This window comes from Nonomuraea sp. NPDC049695 (assembly GCF_040674955.1).
GTDB classification, from domain to species: Bacteria; Actinomycetota; Actinomycetes; order Streptosporangiales; family Streptosporangiaceae; genus Nonomuraea; species Nonomuraea helvata.
Genome location: NZ_JBFANV010000008.1, coordinates 1 through 14645, shown reverse-complemented (window position 1 = coordinate 14645; position 14645 = coordinate 1). Strand labels below are relative to the sequence as shown.

Annotated in this window: 14 protein-coding genes; 7 read left to right on the top strand and 7 right to left on the bottom strand. The window is 69.3% G+C overall.

The window, feature by feature from the left end; translation table 11 throughout:
* Positions 1-42: 42 nt before the first annotated feature.
* Positions 43-1533, bottom strand: coding sequence for a hypothetical protein (locus AB0J64_RS09745; protein ID WP_364023848.1), 1491 nt, complete (start codon positions 1531-1533; stop codon positions 43-45).
* Between the two features lie 175 nt (positions 1534-1708).
* Positions 1709-1933, bottom strand: a complete 225-nt coding sequence (locus tag AB0J64_RS09740) for a hypothetical protein (protein ID WP_185078019.1) — start codon at positions 1931-1933, stop codon at positions 1709-1711.
* A gap of 154 nt (positions 1934-2087) precedes the next feature.
* On the opposite strand from AB0J64_RS09740, the gene AB0J64_RS09735 reads away from it, so the two are divergent.
* From AB0J64_RS09735 to AB0J64_RS09725, 3 genes are all read left to right on the top strand, one after another.
* Positions 2088-2651, top strand: coding sequence for an HhH-GPD-type base excision DNA repair protein (locus tag AB0J64_RS09735; RefSeq protein ID WP_344989161.1), 564 nt, complete (start codon positions 2088-2090; stop codon positions 2649-2651).
* Between the two features lie 247 nt (positions 2652-2898).
* Entirely contained in the window at positions 2899-4992 is a 2094-nt protein-coding gene (locus AB0J64_RS09730; RefSeq protein WP_364023367.1) for a SpoIIE family protein phosphatase, read from the top strand.
* Between the two features lie 242 nt (positions 4993-5234).
* Positions 5235-6893, top strand: coding sequence for an RNA polymerase sigma factor (locus AB0J64_RS09725; protein WP_364023364.1), 1659 nt, complete (start codon positions 5235-5237; stop codon positions 6891-6893).
* Between the two features lie 584 nt (positions 6894-7477).
* On the opposite strand, the gene AB0J64_RS09720 is transcribed toward AB0J64_RS09725, so the two are convergent.
* The gene (locus AB0J64_RS09720; protein ID WP_364023361.1) at positions 7478-8224 is read right to left on the bottom strand and encodes a peroxide stress protein YaaA; all 747 of its coding nucleotides are present in this window, start codon (positions 8222-8224) and stop codon (positions 7478-7480) included.
* A 60-nt stretch (positions 8225-8284) separates the two neighbouring features.
* Positions 8285-8620, bottom strand: coding sequence for a rhodanese-like domain-containing protein (locus AB0J64_RS09715; RefSeq protein ID WP_364023359.1), 336 nt, complete (start codon positions 8618-8620; stop codon positions 8285-8287).
* Positions 8621-8729: 109 nt separating this feature from the next.
* Between AB0J64_RS09715 and AB0J64_RS09710 the strand changes: the two genes are divergently transcribed.
* Entirely contained in the window at positions 8730-9476 is a 747-nt protein-coding gene (locus tag AB0J64_RS09710) for a GNAT family N-acetyltransferase (RefSeq protein WP_364023356.1), read from the top strand.
* Between the two features lie 127 nt (positions 9477-9603).
* On the opposite strand, the gene AB0J64_RS09705 is transcribed toward AB0J64_RS09710, so the two are convergent.
* Positions 9604-9834 carry a hypothetical protein gene (locus AB0J64_RS09705; RefSeq protein ID WP_357600707.1) on the bottom strand — a complete coding sequence of 77 codons (231 nt, stop codon included), beginning with the start codon at positions 9832-9834 and terminating at the stop codon, positions 9604-9606.
* A 247-nt stretch (positions 9835-10081) separates the two neighbouring features.
* Here AB0J64_RS09705 and AB0J64_RS09700 point away from each other — a divergent pair, with 247 nt between their 5' ends.
* Positions 10082-12148, top strand: a complete 2067-nt coding sequence (locus AB0J64_RS09700; RefSeq protein WP_364023353.1) for a DNA topoisomerase IV subunit B — start codon at positions 10082-10084, stop codon at positions 12146-12148.
* A 368-nt stretch (positions 12149-12516) separates the two neighbouring features.
* On the opposite strand, the gene AB0J64_RS09695 is transcribed toward AB0J64_RS09700, so the two are convergent.
* Positions 12517-13011 carry a carbonic anhydrase gene (locus AB0J64_RS09695; RefSeq protein WP_364023351.1) on the bottom strand — a complete coding sequence of 165 codons (495 nt, stop codon included), beginning with the start codon at positions 13009-13011 and terminating at the stop codon, positions 12517-12519.
* Between the two features lie 139 nt (positions 13012-13150).
* On the opposite strand from AB0J64_RS09695, the gene AB0J64_RS09690 reads away from it, so the two are divergent.
* The gene (locus tag AB0J64_RS09690) at positions 13151-13468 is read left to right on the top strand and encodes a hypothetical protein (protein WP_364023349.1); all 318 of its coding nucleotides are present in this window, start codon (positions 13151-13153) and stop codon (positions 13466-13468) included.
* Positions 13469-13495: 27 nt separating this feature from the next.
* On the opposite strand, the gene AB0J64_RS09685 is transcribed toward AB0J64_RS09690, so the two are convergent.
* On the bottom strand, positions 13496-14059 hold the full coding sequence (locus AB0J64_RS09685) for a thioredoxin family protein (protein ID WP_364023347.1): 564 nt from the start codon (positions 14057-14059) through the stop codon (positions 13496-13498).
* 56 nt (positions 14060-14115) lie between these two features.
* On the opposite strand from AB0J64_RS09685, the gene AB0J64_RS09680 reads away from it, so the two are divergent.
* The gene (locus AB0J64_RS09680; RefSeq protein ID WP_364023344.1) at positions 14116-14487 is read left to right on the top strand and encodes a VOC family protein; all 372 of its coding nucleotides are present in this window, start codon (positions 14116-14118) and stop codon (positions 14485-14487) included.
* Positions 14488-14645: the final 158 nt, after the last annotated feature.

Here is a 14645-nt window from a genome sequence, read left to right as displayed (position 1 = left end):
GACGGAGTTCCCCGTGCTCAAGGCCGATCGGCCGGTCCGTACCTAGATTTCGTCGGGAATGTCGGCGATGTCGTCGAGCGCGGCCGCCAGTTCGTCCGGGTCGTCGCCGATCCGCTCGGCGATCTCGATCAACACGTGGAGCACGTCGTGACGGTCGTGGCCGAGGTCCAGCAGGCGCTGGGCGGCCTCCCAGAGCTGCGGCGGGTCGCCCTCCCACAGCCGGGTGGCGATCTCCTCGTGCCAGGCCAGGTGCTCCTGGTCGATCGTGGCGCCGTGGTCGATCTCGAGCAGCGTGCGCCGGTCCGCCTCGTCGGCCGGGTTGAGCTTGTCGAGCTCGATCCCGTTGTGCGTGCCCTGCAGGAACGGGAACGCGAAGGCCCGCCTGGCCAGCGCCGACAGGTCGCCGTCCGGCAGCAGCCGCTCCAGCAGCGGCCGGTCGAGACCGAACGACGTCGGGTCGCGATAGGCCTCGGGGAACTTGCCGATCGCCTCCCACACCGCGTCCAGCGTGGCCTTGAGCCCCTGCTCGGGCAGGCCCGTACGGGCGGCGGCGAAGCGCACCCACGCCGACAGCACGTGCGGCATGGCCTCCTGCTCGGCCACGCTCAGCATCACCTTGCGCGGCAGCCAGTCGAGCAGGAACGTTTCGCACTTGGTCGGGGAGACCCGCAGCGGCCGGCTGAAGTCCTGGTCGCAGCCGTAGTCGATGATGTGGTCGGCGCAGCGCGAGGCCGCCGAGGGGTCGGACAGGTGCTCGGCCGCGTCGGACGCCAGGAACTCCGCCGCCAGCATGGCCCGGCGCTCCTTGCTGTACGGGGCCTCGGTGTGCCGCGGCGCCGGCCGCTTGCGTCCCGGCGGCAGCGCCTTCAGCCTGGCCCTGGCGAAGGCGTGGTAGGCGCTGTAGCTGTCGCTGACGGGCGGCGGCGTCTTCGGCTCACGCGTGGCCTTCATGGCCGACTCCAGCAGCGCCCTGGCCTGGTCGGGCTCGATCTCCTCGAACAGCAGCAGCGGATTGCCCGCCGCCTCGGCCCTGGCCTGCTCCAGCAGCTTGTCGACCTGCGAGGACACCCAGGCGTCGCGGGCCATGCCGCTCATGTTGTAGTCGACGACCATGACCAGCGCGTGGCGGTCCGCCGGGAGTGACTCCTCGTTCCAGCGGTAGGCGAAGGTGCAGATCACCGTGTCCTGGTCGCCGTACGCGTCGCGGGAGACGTAGCATCCGGCGGGCTTCACCGCGCCCACCCGGTCGGCCCAGCCGGGCCTGGCCACCCCCGACTCCATCATCGCCAGCGCCGCGCCCTCGGCCTTGGCGCCCTGGCGGGCCGTGCCGAGATAGGCCAGGCAGATCAGCAACGTCAGCGAGGCCGGCGTGCCGGCCTTGGCGGCATAGTCGACCAGCCCCTCCCCGAGCACCTGCTCGACGTCGCCGCCCCTGACCCGCCTGCCCCACCAGGCGCCGATCATGTCGGAGACCATCAGTTCCGCGTCAAGCGGGGTGCGCACGGCCAGCAGCTCGCGAGCTGCCTGCACCATCTCCTTGAACACGTCGTCTGGCGGGGTGCTCTCCCGGGGATCTCGTCGGTGTCGGCGCACGCCCTCACTCTCTCGTATTCCAGGCGTAAACGGTGCGTAGAACTCGGCCTGGTGACCCCGATGTTATCGGGGACTTCCGGATGGGACTTAACTGAACTTTCGGGCCTTCTTTGTCTTACCGGGAACTTCGGGGTGGAGGCGCTGAGTTGACGATCGCGAGCAGGTGCTCGCGAGCGATGCGCTCCACGATCTCCGGCGTCGCGGAGACGCCGAGATGCTGCGCACACGCGCACACGTCGGCCACGCAGCGGTCGATCGTGTCCACGGGCACGGTCAGGAACTCTTCGGCCAGCCTGAGACTGACCGGTTCCCGCAGGAACCGTGTGGCCAGAGCGAGCATAGATGTGAGATTCCTCTGGAGACCCAGGGGCAAACCCCCAGGAATGGCTGCAGGGCGACTTGCGCTCCCATTTCACCTTTTCTCGGGCCGGTGTCAAGGCTCCGCGATGGTTGTGTTCACTTCACCAGGTGTCCATTCATGCGAAGCTGTCTCCATGCGCATCCAGCTCGCCCAGCGGAGCGAGGCAGACGAGCTCCTGGGCAGAAGTCCGCTCGCCCTGCTCGTCGGCATGCTCCTCGACCAGCAGATCCCCATGGAGTGGGCGTTCACGGGTCCGTACACGATTTCCCAGCGGCTGGGGCACGACCTCACCGCCGGGGAGATCGCCTCTTACGATCCGGAGGCGTTCGCCGCGCTGCTGGCCGGCAAGCCGGCCGTCCACCGCTATCCCAAGTCCATGGCGGCCAGGGTCCAGCAGCTCGCGGCCTACCTCGTCGAGCACTACGACGGCCGGCCGGAGAAGATGTGGGCCGACGCGGCCGACGGCAAAGAGCTGTTGAAACGACTGATGGCCCTGCCAGGATACGGCAAGCAGAAGGCCCAGATTTTTCTGGCATTGCTGGGGAAGCAGTTGGGGGTCCAACCGCCAGGATGGCGTGAGGCGGCCGGACTCTATGGCGAGGAGGGGTCACACCGATCGGTCGCCGACGTGGTCGACGGCGACAGCCTGGCCCGCGTACGGGCCGCCAAGCAGGAGGCCAAGCGCGCGGCCAAGTAGTTGGTGGCCGGGACTCGGCTCCCGGCAATCTGGCGCTGTAACCTGATCTTGCTGCGCAATGTGGAGCGACTTTGACAGGATGCGTAGACCCTAAAGGCGACCGAGCCGCGGCGGGGGCTTCCGTCCGCACCGGCCCATCGCCGATGATGTACTGCAGGATCCGGTCGCCCGGAGCTGCGCTACGCCGATACACAGTTATGGAGATGTGCCGCGTGGGAGACCCTGGCACGCGACGGAGGTGCCGACCATGAGCGCCGAGACCTCCGTTCCCCGTCCCCGGGAGTCGGATGTGGACATCTCAGACTCCGCCCTCTTCAAGGGCATGCTGTCGGAGGCCGAGTTCGCCTTCGCGTTCTTCGACGGCGATGGCCTCATCCAGCGGGCCAACGACGTGTTCAGCGACGTCGTCAACGTGCCCGCCGAGCGGCTGGCCGGCCGTCAGCCCGTCGAGGTGCTTGCCGCCGACCTCAGCCAGATCATCACCCACGCCGTGCAGGCCGTCATCGAGAGCGACGCGCCGGTCACCGAGAGCCGCGTGCGCGTGCGGTCGGTGGAGGGCGACACCAGGCACTGGTCGTTGTCGTTCTCGCCGGTCCACGACGAGGCGGGCGAGCTGCGCGCGGTCGCCCTGATCGGGCAGGACGTCACCGAGAGCCGCCAGACCGAGGAGGCGCTGCGCCGCAGCGAGGAGCGCTACCGCTCCCTGGTCGAGGCCCAGTCGCAGCTGGTCTGGATCACCTCGCCCACCGGCGCCGTCGTCGAGGACGCGCCCCAGTGGCGCGCCATCACCGGCCAGGGCCTGGAGGAATACCTGGCCAGCGGCTGGCTGGAGGTCGTCCACCCCGACGAGCGCCAGCAGACCGAGGAGGCGTGGCGGGAGGCGCTGCGCGGACGCACCATGTTCGAGTGGAACTACCGCGTGCGCACCCGCGCCAGCGGCTACCGCCACTTCGAGGTGCGTGCCGTGCCGATCATCAGGCACGGCAGGGTCGTCGAGTGGGTCGGCGCCAACACCGACGTCACGCCGCAGCGCGAGGCCGAGGAGATGCGCGGCAGGCTGACCGACCAGCTCGGCGCCGCCGCCCTGCGCACCGCCAGGCTTCAGGGCGCCACCGCCCAGCTGGCCGAGGCGCTGACGGTCGAGCAGGTGGTGCAGGTCATCATCGACGTCGGCCGCACCGCCCTGGCCGCCGACCGCTCGGCCGTGGCGCTGCTCGACCCCGACCGCGCGGCGCTCAAGGTGATCAACGGCGAGGGCATCCTGGAGGCCTCCGGGGTCACCGGCGACGAGATCCCGCTGTCCCACTCCAACGTGATGACCATGGCGGTCAACAGCCGCAGGCCGGTCTTCGCCGAGTCGCCCGAGTCGCTGAAGGCTCAGCTGCTCGAGGCGGGCGACGACGAGGAGGTCCTGGCCGGCTTCCTCACCCACGGCGACGAGCGCGCCTGGGTGGGCCTGCCGCTGCTGGCCGCAGGGCGGGCCTTGGGAGCGCTCCGATTCTCCTTCACCAGGCCACAGAAGATCTCCCAGGAGGACGGCGTCTTCCTGGAGGCGCTGGCCGGTCAGTGCGCCCTGGCGGTCGAGCGGGCCACGCTCTTCGAGCGCGAGCACCGCACCGCCGAGACGCTCCAGCGCAGCCTGCTGCCCGACCGCCTGCCCGTGGTCAAGGGCCTGGTGCTGGCCCAGCGATTCCGCTCGGGCAGCCGCCACGTCCAGGTCGGCGGTGACTGGTACGACGCGTTCGTGCTGCAGGACGGGCGGGTCGCGGCGGTCGTCGGCGACGTCATGGGCAAGGGCGTCAAGGCCGCTGCGGGCATGGGCCGCATCCGCAACGCCATGCGGGCGCTGGCGCTGACCAACCCGCCGCCCGCGGCCGTGCTCACCGGCCTCGACCGGGTCTTCGAGGCCACGGAGGAGGAAGAGCAGGTCACGACCCTGGCCTACATGGTCGTCGAGCCGGGCACCGGCGAGGGCACGCTGGCTCTGGCCGGGCACCCGCCACCCGTCCTGGTCTCGCCCCAGGGCACGGCGATCCTGAGCGACGGAGAGCCCGGCACGCCGCTAGGCTGGCCGACCAGCCGCAGGCAGTTCCGGTTCGTGGTGCCGCCCGGCCATACCGCTGTGCTGTACTCCGACGGCCTCGTGGAGAACAGGAAGCGCGGATTGGACGCGGGTTTGGCAGACCTTTGCAGTGTTGTGACCGAAGCGCCGCCTGAGGTGGTCAGTAGTCCGCATATGTTGCTGGACTTCCTGGTTGACCGGATGCTGTCTGGATATGAACAGGATGATGACGTTACCGCGCTAGCTATACACGTCCCGCCAGCCACGAAGAGTGACTGAATGAAACAGTCATAACGGTTGCTTTCGGGTATCAGTGCCCCGCTTCCGTACGCACTACTGTCTTGGTCGGCCTAGGGTGGAGGTCAACCGCCGGGAGGTGGCCGTATGGAGTGCAGGGTCGTGCCACAATGCTGTGCAGGTCCGTCGCGGTCCGCACGGCCTCACCGATCTCCGAGAGAGGCAACAGCCCCCCAGCGGGCATCTTGGTCCATTGTCGCCACGCGTTCGTTCGAGAGGTGTTCGTGTCGCCTGCAAGTTCGACTCGCTCGAAGCCACAAGAGCTGAACGAGCCCGTCATTCAGCGACTGCTCGAGCGTGGGCGCTCGCAGGGTTTCCTCGAGTCTGAGGATGTTCGTCAGGCCTTCGAGGAGGCGGACATCCCCATGTCGCACGCCGCCGCGTTCTTGCGGAACCTCAGCAAAGAGGGCGTGACCGTGGTGGTGACCGCCGCGGATTCGGCTGCGCCGAAGAAGTCTCGTGGTCCAGCAAAGCGCCGCACTGCCGCCCCCGTCAAGACCAAGACGGCGGCGGCCGCCAAAGAGCAGCAGCCCGAGACCGTGACCGCGGTCGTGGGCACCGCTGAAGCCGAGCCGGCCGCCAAGAAGGCGGCCCCAGCCAAGAAGGCCGCTCCGGCGGCGAAGAAGGCCGCGGCTCCCGCCGCCGCCAAGAAGGCCGAGCCTAAGAGCGCTGGGCCTGCCGAGACCAAGCCGAAGGCACCCGACGCCCCGCGGGGCGACGTGGACGACGACGAGGACCTCGAGCTCGACGGCGACGTCGAGCTGGAGGACCTCGAGGACATCGACGTCGACGACGAGGAGATCGTCGCCGAGGGCGACTCCGAGGAGGGTGACTCCGACTCCGACGACGACTCCGACGACGAGCCCAAGGCCGCCGACGTCGCCGCGGCGCAGAAGACCGAGGACGAGGTCCTCATCCTCTCCGACGACGACGATGACGCCCCGGTCGCGCAGGTCGCCGCCGCCGGCGCCACGGCCGACCCGGTCAAGGACTACCTCAAGCAGATCGGCAAGGTCCCCCTGCTCAACGCCGAGCAGGAGGTCGAGCTGGCCAAGCGCATCGAGGCGGGCCTGTTCGCCGAGGAGCAGCTGGGCGGCGGGGAGGCCGACGGCCTGCCGGTCGACGTCAAGGCCGAGCTGGAGTGGATCGCCGAGGACGGCCGCCGGGCCAAGAACCACCTGCTGGAGGCCAACCTCCGGCTCGTGGTCTCGCTGGCCAAGCGCTACACCGGGCGCGGCATGCTGTTCCTCGACCTGATCCAGGAAGGCAACCTGGGCCTGATCAGGGCCGTCGAGAAGTTCGACTACACCAAGGGCTACAAGTTCTCCACCTACGCCACGTGGTGGATCCGGCAGGCGATCACGCGTGCCATGGCCGACCAGGCGCGGACCATCCGCATCCCGGTCCACATGGTCGAAGTGATCAACAAGCTGGCCCGAGTCCAGCGGCAGATGCTGCAGGACCTCGGCCGCGAGCCGACGCCGGAAGAGCTGGCCCGCGAGCTGGACATGACGCCCGAGAAGGTCGTCGAGGTCCAGAAGTACGGCCGTGAGCCCATCTCGCTCCACACCCCGCTGGGTGAGGAGGGTGACAGCGAGTTCGGCGACCTCATCGAGGACTCCGAGGCCATCGTCCCTGCCGACGCCGTCAGCTTCACGCTGCTCCAGGAGCAGCTGCACTCCGTTCTCGACACGTTGTCGGAGCGGGAGGCGGGCGTCGTCTCGATGCGCTTCGGTCTCACCGATGGGCAGCCCAAGACGCTGGACGAGATCGGCAAGGTCTACGGGGTGACGCGCGAGCGCATCCGCCAGATCGAGTCGAAGACCATGTCCAAGCTGCGCCATCCGTCGCGCTCCCAGGTCCTCCGGGACTACTTGGACTGACCCCTGCCCCACCCGCCGCCCCGCCCGGAGCTTTCCGGTGTGGGGCGGCGGCTTTTCATCCCACTGTGCTTTTCACCCCACTGTGGCCACGGCCCCTCGGGCCGCGCTCCCATCTGTGCTCGTTGTGGCGCCCACGCTCGGGCCGCCGGCGGCCCGGCCTGTGCTTGTTGTGACGCCCATGCCTGCGCCGCCGGCGTGTCCCGCCTGTGCCGATGTGGTGTCCCGCGCCCTCCCACAGCGCACCCCAAGTGCGTCCGCACCGGTGCCGCACCGTCGTGTCCCGCGACCGACGGATGCCCGAGCCATCAGCCACCATCCCGCGCCGGGTCGGTGAGGCGCTGGGCGGCGGTGCTCGGCGCAACGTGGGCGGTGGCCGGCGCGCATTGCCGCCCAGCCGAGCGCAGTCATCGCCCTCGAAAGGCCCCCGTCCCCGAAAGGCCCCGCCATCGGGAGAGCGTCCGTCACCGAGGAGGGCCCGCCACCAAGGAGCGTCCGTCGCCGAGGCGCGCTCGCCATCGAGGAGCGTTCTCCCTCAAGGAGCACCCACCACGGTGAAGGGCTCGCCTGGCGGGGACGGTAACGGATCAGGACGGCTCGGTGACGTGGACGTCGAGGGTCCAGGGGCGCTTGGCGCGGGTGGGTGCGGCGAGGTTGACGGTGTAGCCCAGGGAGTCGAGGGTCTTGGCCAGCTCGTCCGGCGTGCCGGGGGCGGTGTCGTGCCGTAGGAGGGCTCGGGCGATCTCGCCCCGGGTCGCCTTGGCCATGTGGCTGACGACCTTGCCGTCCCGGAACACCCGTACCGTCACCGAACGTTCACCGGCCTGCCAGGCGCCCGCGTACGTGGCCGAGCGGAGATCCACCACCAGCCCCGGCGCCCGATCCAGCTCCTTGGCGATCAGCGGACGCCAGAAAGCGGCCAGCCCTCCGATGGGCGGCAGATTCACGCCCATGGACAGGCGGTACGGCGGGATGCGGTCGGTGATCCGCACCACGCCCCACAGGCCGGAGAAGATCAGCACCGAGTCCTCCGCCCGCCTCCTGGGCTCGTCCTCGAGGGTGTCGAGGCCGAGGTTGTCGTAGAGGACGCCGGTGTAGAGGCCGGCTGCGGGCAGGGTGGGGGCCGTCTTGAGTGCCGCGTTCTTGGCCAGCTCGCCCGCCAGCCCGGGTGTGAGGCCGAGCACGTCGAGGGCGTCGCGGCGCTTGGAAGCCCGGATGAGCGCGTTCAGCACGCGCTTGCGGGCCTTGTCGAGGGCGGGGAAAGACAGCTCGCCGACGGGCGGTCCGCTGCCTTCAGAAGCTTTCCCCTCGGACGGCGGCAACAGGATCAGCACGCCCCTACCTTATTGCTCCTGGTAGGAGGCTTCTCACCGCCGCATGCCGACGCCGTACGGTTACGCGGTGGCCGCTCCCTCCAGCGGCAGGCCCGCTGCGGCCCAGTCCTCGATGCCCTCGCGGTACTTGCGGACGTGGGTGTAGCCGAGGCCCTCCAGGCGGGTGGCGACAGCCTGGCTGTTGTTGCAGGCGGGGTTGCTGCAGTAGGTGACGATCGCGGCGTTCCTGTCGGGCAGCAGCTCCGCGGCGCGGTCGGCGACCTCGGCCTCCACCAGCGGGATCGCGCCGGGAAGGTGCTGCTTGGCGTAGTAGTCGCCGCCGAGCGCGTCGATGACGGTGACGGTGCCGGCGTCGATGGCGGCCTTGAGCTCTTCCCGGGTGATGAGTGCGGTCATCGTTTACTCCAATTAACTGGACTGTGGTCCGATTATGGTCGTTGTGGAAGCTATCGGACTGCGGTCCGGTTGGTCAAGGAGGTTCCTGGAGGTCGGTTAGGCTGCGCGGGTGAATTTCGACCTCCTTGTCCATGAGGCCTGGCCCGCCTACGAGCAGCACGCCCATGACGGATGGGTGTTCCGTCATGCCGGTGGTGTGACCAAGCGGGCCAACTCCGTGCTTGCTCTGGGCGAGCCCGCCGACCTGGGCGGCGCCATCGAGGCGGCGGAGGCGTTCTACCGGCAGCGCGGGCAGCGTTGCGTCTTCTCGCTGGGCCTGAACGCCACGCCCGGGCTGGACGAGGAGTTGGAACGGCGAGGCTACGAGCTGGTCGACCCGACCGTCGTCATGGCCGGTTCGCCCACCGCCGGCCCGCCCGCGTACCAGGTGAGGATCGAGGACCGGCCGTGGGGGGGCTGGCTGGAGGCGTGGTGGGCCGTGGACGGCCGGTACCGCAGCGGATTCGAGGACGCGGAGCGCATCTGCACGGGGGTGCCGGCGTGGTACGCGGCGTACGAGGAGGACGGCGTGGCCCTCGCCGTCGGGCGCGCCGTGCCGCAGGGTGATCCGGTGAATGCGCCGGGGACGGGTGTGTCAGGAATGTCCCGTGGCGACACGCTCGGGATCTACTGCATGGCCACCCTGCCTCAGGCCCGCCGCCGGGGATTGGCCCGTGCGGTCCTGCGGGCGCTGGTGCGGCATGCGGACACTGAGTCCGCCTACCTGGTCACCACCGCCGCGAACCTGACGGCCCAGGCGCTCTATCGCGGCGAGGGCCTGGAGATCGCAGGCCGGTATCACTACCGGGTGCGCTGACACGCGCGGTCTGCCGCCCCCGAGCGCTTCTTGGTATGCGGACGCACAGAACGGCGGCCCCGGGTGGGCCGGGGTCGCCGTTCTGTGTGACGCAATATGTGGTTATCTCAGCACGACGAGCGCTGCCTCAGCGCTCGTCGTTGTGGGCAATTGAAGGGGTTTCGCTGAGTCGAGCCGACTCGTCCAGGATGTCGGCGCCCTTTTCGCGCAGCGCTGCAATGTGCTGACGCCCGTGATGGGCGCAGAACAGCAACTCCCCACCCACAGGCAGGGTCGCGCGAATGTAGGCCTGGGCGCCGCAGCGGTCGCAGCGGTCGAGGGCCGTCAGCGGCTTAACGGGGGCGAGAGCTCCAGTCACGTATCGCCTTTCGGGTCACCCCCGCCGAAGCGAGGATCTGGCGTCAGTCACTTGGAACAACATCTAACCGGACGTGGACGTTCCCAACCGCCCCTTCGCTACGCCCAGAGCGGAATGTGTCCCAAAGTAATGACGATCAGCCGGTTGGTAACAGCAAACGTGTCGGCGTGGCAAGCTTGTACGCGCGCGTGTGGGAAGAACGGTAGGCTACGCACACGTGTTCGATGCCTAGACCAGGGGAGCTGGAGTGACGCTAGTGGAGGCGGGTTACACGGCTCGTCACCTGTCGGTGCTTGAGGGCCTTGAAGCGGTTCGCAAGCGGCCCGGCATGTACATCGGGTCCACCGACAGCCGCGGGCTCATGCACTGCCTCTGGGAGATCGTGGACAACGGCGTCGACGAGGCGCTCGCAGGGCACTGCGACCGCATCGAGGTCGAGCTCTACCCAGACGGCTCCATCGAGGTGCGCGACAACGGCCGGGGCATTCCCGTCGACGTCGAGCCCAAGAGCGGCCTGGCCGGGGTCGAGCTCGTCTACACCAAGCTGCACGCGGGCGGCAAGTTCGGCGGCGGCTCCTACGGCGCCTCCGGCGGCCTCCACGGCGTCGGCGCCTCCGTGGTCAACGCCCTGTCCTCGCGGGTGGACGTCGAGGTCGACCGCGACGGCCGCGTGCACGAGATCAGCTTTCGCCGCGGCGTCCCCGGCGTCTTCGACGGCCCCGGCCCCACCGCGAAGTTCAAGAAGAAGTCCGGGCTCCGGATCGGCGACACGCGCCCCAAGCAGGCCACCGGCACCCGCGTGCGCTTCTGGGCCGACAAGCAGATCTTCCTGCCCGACGCCGAGGTCTCGCTCGACGAGATCCACGTGCGGCTGCGGCAGACCGCGTTCCTGGTGCCCGGCCTGACCCTCGCGGTCTTCGACAGCAGGCACGAGGAGCGCGTGGAGGAGGAGTTCCGCTTCGACGGCGGCATCTCCGAGTTCACCGAGTTCCTGGCCCGCGACGAGGCCGTCTGCGACGTGCTGCGCCTGCAGGGCGAGGGCCACTTCCACGAGACCGTGCCGGTCCTCGACGACCAGGGCCACATGACGCCCACCGAGGTGCAGCGCGAGCTCACCGTCGACGTGGCGATCCGCTGGGGCAAGGGCTACGAGTCGACCGTCCGCTCGTTCGTCAACGTGATCTCCACCCCCAAGGGCGGCACCCACGTGACGGGCTTCGAGCGCGGCCTGGTCCGCACGATCAACGAGTTGCTGCGCGAGACCCGCCTGCTGAAGAACGGCGACGACCCCGTCACCAAGGACGACATCTCCGAGGGCCTGACCGGCGTGGTCACGGTCCGGGTGCCGGAGCCGCAGTTCGAGGGCCAGACCAAGGAGGTGCTCGGCACCTCGGCGGCCACCCGCATCGTCTCGCACGTGGTCTCCCGCGAGCTGAGGGAGCTGTTCACCAACCCGCCGCGCGGCTACAAGCAGCCGCTCCGCGCCGTTCTGGAGAAGATCGTCGCCGCGGCCAAGGCCCGCATCGCGGCCCGCGAGCACCGTGACAACCAGCGCCGCAAGAGCGCGCTGGAGAACTCCGCGCTCCCGGCGAAGCTGGTCGACTGCCGCAACGACGCGGTGGACCGGAGCGAGCTGTTCATCGTCGAGGGTGACTCGGCGCTCGGCACGGCCAAGCTGGCTCGCGACTCGGAGTTCCAGGCGCTGCTGCCGATCCGGGGCAAGATCCTCAACGTCCAGAAGGCGTCCATGAGCGACATGCTCAAGAACGCCGAGTGCGCCGCCATCATCCAGGTGGTCGGGGCCGGGTCCGGGCGCTCGTTCGACATCGAGTCCGCCCGCTACGGCAAGATCATCCTCATGGCCGACGCCGACGTCGACGGCGCGCACATCCGCTGCCTGCTCCTGACGCTCTTCCACCGTTACATGCGGCCGATGGTGGAGGCGGGGCGCGTGTTCGCCGCGGTGCCGCCGCTGCACCGCATCGAGCTGACCAACCCCGGGCGGGGCAAGGAGAAGTACATCTACTGCTACTCTGACGGCGAGCTGCAGAAGGTGCTGCGGGATCTCGAACGGCGCGGCAAGCGGTGGAAGGACCCGGTGCAGCGTTACAAGGGTCTGGGCGAGATGGACGCCGACCAGCTGGCCGAGACGACCATGGACCCGCGCCACCGCATCCTGCGCCGGGTCCGCATCGAGGACGTTCAAGAGGCCGAGGCCATCTTCAACCTGCTGATGGGCAGCGACGTGGCGCCACGGCGGGAGTTCATCGTCAAGAGCGCCGCCGAGGTGGACCGCGACCACATCGACGCCTGACGATCCGCCCGGCTGTCGGTCCCGGCGCGCCTGGTAAGGGCCGCTGGGGCTCGACGCTGGTCGGCGCCTTTGCGCGCTTGTGAAGAACCGGGTGCTCTTGACCAGTGGCGCGGTCGTCCTAGGCAGCGGGTGGGCATCACCCTTCATGAGGCCAGGAACGACGTACAGGCGTCAGGGGGCCCACAGGGACGCCCGGAGTGCGGGGGGCCGCGCACGGACGCCTCAGGGGCTCCTGTAGGGCCGTGTGGCGGTTGTTCCCAAGGGAATCGGTCCACGGCGCGCCGCTCGGCGGCTCTGGCGCGGTGGTTTGCGTGCCCGGTCGTGCTGTGCCGCCGCCACAACCGGGCACCTCTCATCCGTGAACTGACTCAGAACGGCGCAGGTGTCAGGCGGCCGGTGTGGACGTCGTAGATGGCGCCCGCCACCGGCATCCCCTGAGGCAGGAACGGCGTGGACCTGATCCGGGTGAGGTCGTGGCGGAGCGCCTCGTTCTGGTCGGGCACCGTGTGGAACTCCAGGCTGCGGGTGTCCACCCCGCGTTCCTGAGTCAGCGCGTGCACGTCCGGATCCGTGACCTTGGCCATGCCGCAGTCCGTATGGGGCATGACGAGCACGCGCTCCACCCCGAGCACGTAGACGGCCAGCACCAGGGTGCGCAGCACGTCGTCCGTCACCCGGGCGCCGGCGTTACGGATGATCTTGGCGTCGCCGGCTTTCAGGCCGAGCAGGCCGAGCGGGTCGATGCGGGAGTCCATGCAGGTCACCACGGCGAGACCGCGAGCGGCCCGGCCGGTGAGCCCGGAGTCTGCGAACCTCTTGGCAAATTTCGCGTTGGCGGCATACAGGTCGTCGAACGCACTCATGCCACAAATGATGCCCTGTGCCCCATGGCTGGTGGTGAACGGGGTCCCGACTGGCTGGAGTTGGCAAACATCCCACGAAAGCGCGTAACTTTGCGTGATGATGTCGTAGCCCTTTGTACGTGATCGAAGAAGGTCTGTCGTGAGTAGGTCCGAATCGCTCGCCGCGTATCTCCGTGCCCAGGCATGGCGCCGCCTCGACCGCGTGGAGTCCAAGGACGAGGGCCGCAACGCCAGGACGGCCCTGGCTCTCCTCGACACCGCCGCCTACGCGGCCAGGCTCCCCGATGACGACCCGTTGATCCTCATGCTGGACCAGGCGGGCTGCTTCGGCCCCCTGGGCTGTGAGGGCTTCGACCCCGGGGAGGCGGGCAACCGGCTGGTCCGCCACTGGCAGGGCGGCGAGCCGCACGAACTGCTGCTCGCGCTCCCGTCCGCCATCGCCACCGCCGGCCAGTAGCCCCGACGGAAACGGCGTGCACGTGGATCACGCGGGTGCGTTGCCCGGTTTCCACTTGATGCCGCAGCCCAGTGACGGGTTCTGCTCCTCGGGCACCGGCCGGCCGTCGAGCACGGCGTCGATGGCCGCACGCAGCGACTCCCCGGTCACCGGCAGCGAGTTGCCCGGCCTCGCGCCGTCGAACTCACCCCGGTAGACGAGCCGGAGCTGCGCGTCATACAGGAAGAAGTCCGGCGTGCACGCCGCCCGGTACGCCTTGGCCACCTCCTGGGTGTCGTCCAGCAGGTACGGGAACGTGAACCCGGCCCGAGCGGCCTGCTCCGCCAGGTGAGTCGGATCGTCGTCCGGGTAGGTCACGCTGTCGTTGCTGCAGATCGCGACGATCGACAGCCTGGCGCCGTAGTCGGCGGCGAGGGTGCCGAGGCCTTTCTCGATGTGCCGCACGTACGGGCAGTGGTTGGAGAGGAAGACCACGAGAGTGGCGGGTGAATCTTTGAGGTCTTCGAGCGATACGCTGCCGCCGTTGATGGCGGTCAGGTCAAAGGCGGGCGCTGGAGTGCCCAGCGGCACCATGAACGAGTTGGCAGCCATGGCATTCATTCTTGTCTGACGTTGTCCCGGCAAAACGACCCTGAGAGGTGAATCGAGTGAGCGGCATCGCGGAGTTCCGCACCACCGTGCTGGACTGTCCCGATCCGAGGGCCCTGGCCGAGTTCTACTCGCGAGTGCTGGACTGGCCCGTCACGTACGCGGACGAGGAGTGGGCGGTGGTGAGCGACGGCGGCTCCCCGAAGCGGCTGGGGTTCCAGCGCGCACCGGACTTCCGGCCCCCGACCTGGCCCGATCCCGAACGGCCTCAGCAGCTCCACCTCGACCTGACGGTCACCGACATGGACAGGGCGGAGAAGCAGGTGCTCGAGATCGGCGCCACCAAGCACGAGCACCAGCCCAGCGAGGACGACAGCTTCCGGGTGTTCCTGGACCCGGCCGGGCACACGTTCTGCCTCTGCAAGGACTAGCGGAGGCGGCTGCCCCGGACGCGAGGGGACTGCCCGCGTAGTCAGCGGGCCGCGTCCTGGGGAGAGGGGCTGACCCCGTGAGGCGCGGGGTCAGCCCCCTCCGGTTGTGCGGGCGGCCGGGGCCAGCAGGTCCCCCGCCGTGCGCAGGTAGATCGGGC

Excerpts from the sequence above, each read along its gene's own strand:
- AB0J64_RS09745 (WP_364023848.1), bottom strand. The coding sequence starts at position 1,533 with ATGGTGCAGGCAGCTCGCGAGCTGCTGGCCGTGCGCACCCCGCTTGAC.
- AB0J64_RS09740 (WP_185078019.1), bottom strand. The coding sequence starts at position 1,933 with ATGCTCGCTCTGGCCACACGGTTCCTGCGGGAACCGGTCAGTCTCAGG.
- AB0J64_RS09735 (WP_344989161.1), top strand. The coding sequence starts at position 2,088 with ATGCGCATCCAGCTCGCCCAGCGGAGCGAGGCAGACGAGCTCCTGGGC.
- AB0J64_RS09730 (WP_364023367.1), top strand. The coding sequence starts at position 2,899 with ATGAGCGCCGAGACCTCCGTTCCCCGTCCCCGGGAGTCGGATGTGGAC.
- AB0J64_RS09715 (WP_364023359.1), bottom strand. The coding sequence starts at position 8,620 with ATGACCGCACTCATCACCCGGGAAGAGCTCAAGGCCGCCATCGACGCC.
- AB0J64_RS09695 (WP_364023351.1), bottom strand. The coding sequence starts at position 13,011 with ATGAGTGCGTTCGACGACCTGTATGCCGCCAACGCGAAATTTGCCAAG.
- AB0J64_RS09685 (WP_364023347.1), bottom strand. The coding sequence starts at position 14,059 with ATGGCTGCCAACTCGTTCATGGTGCCGCTGGGCACTCCAGCGCCCGCC.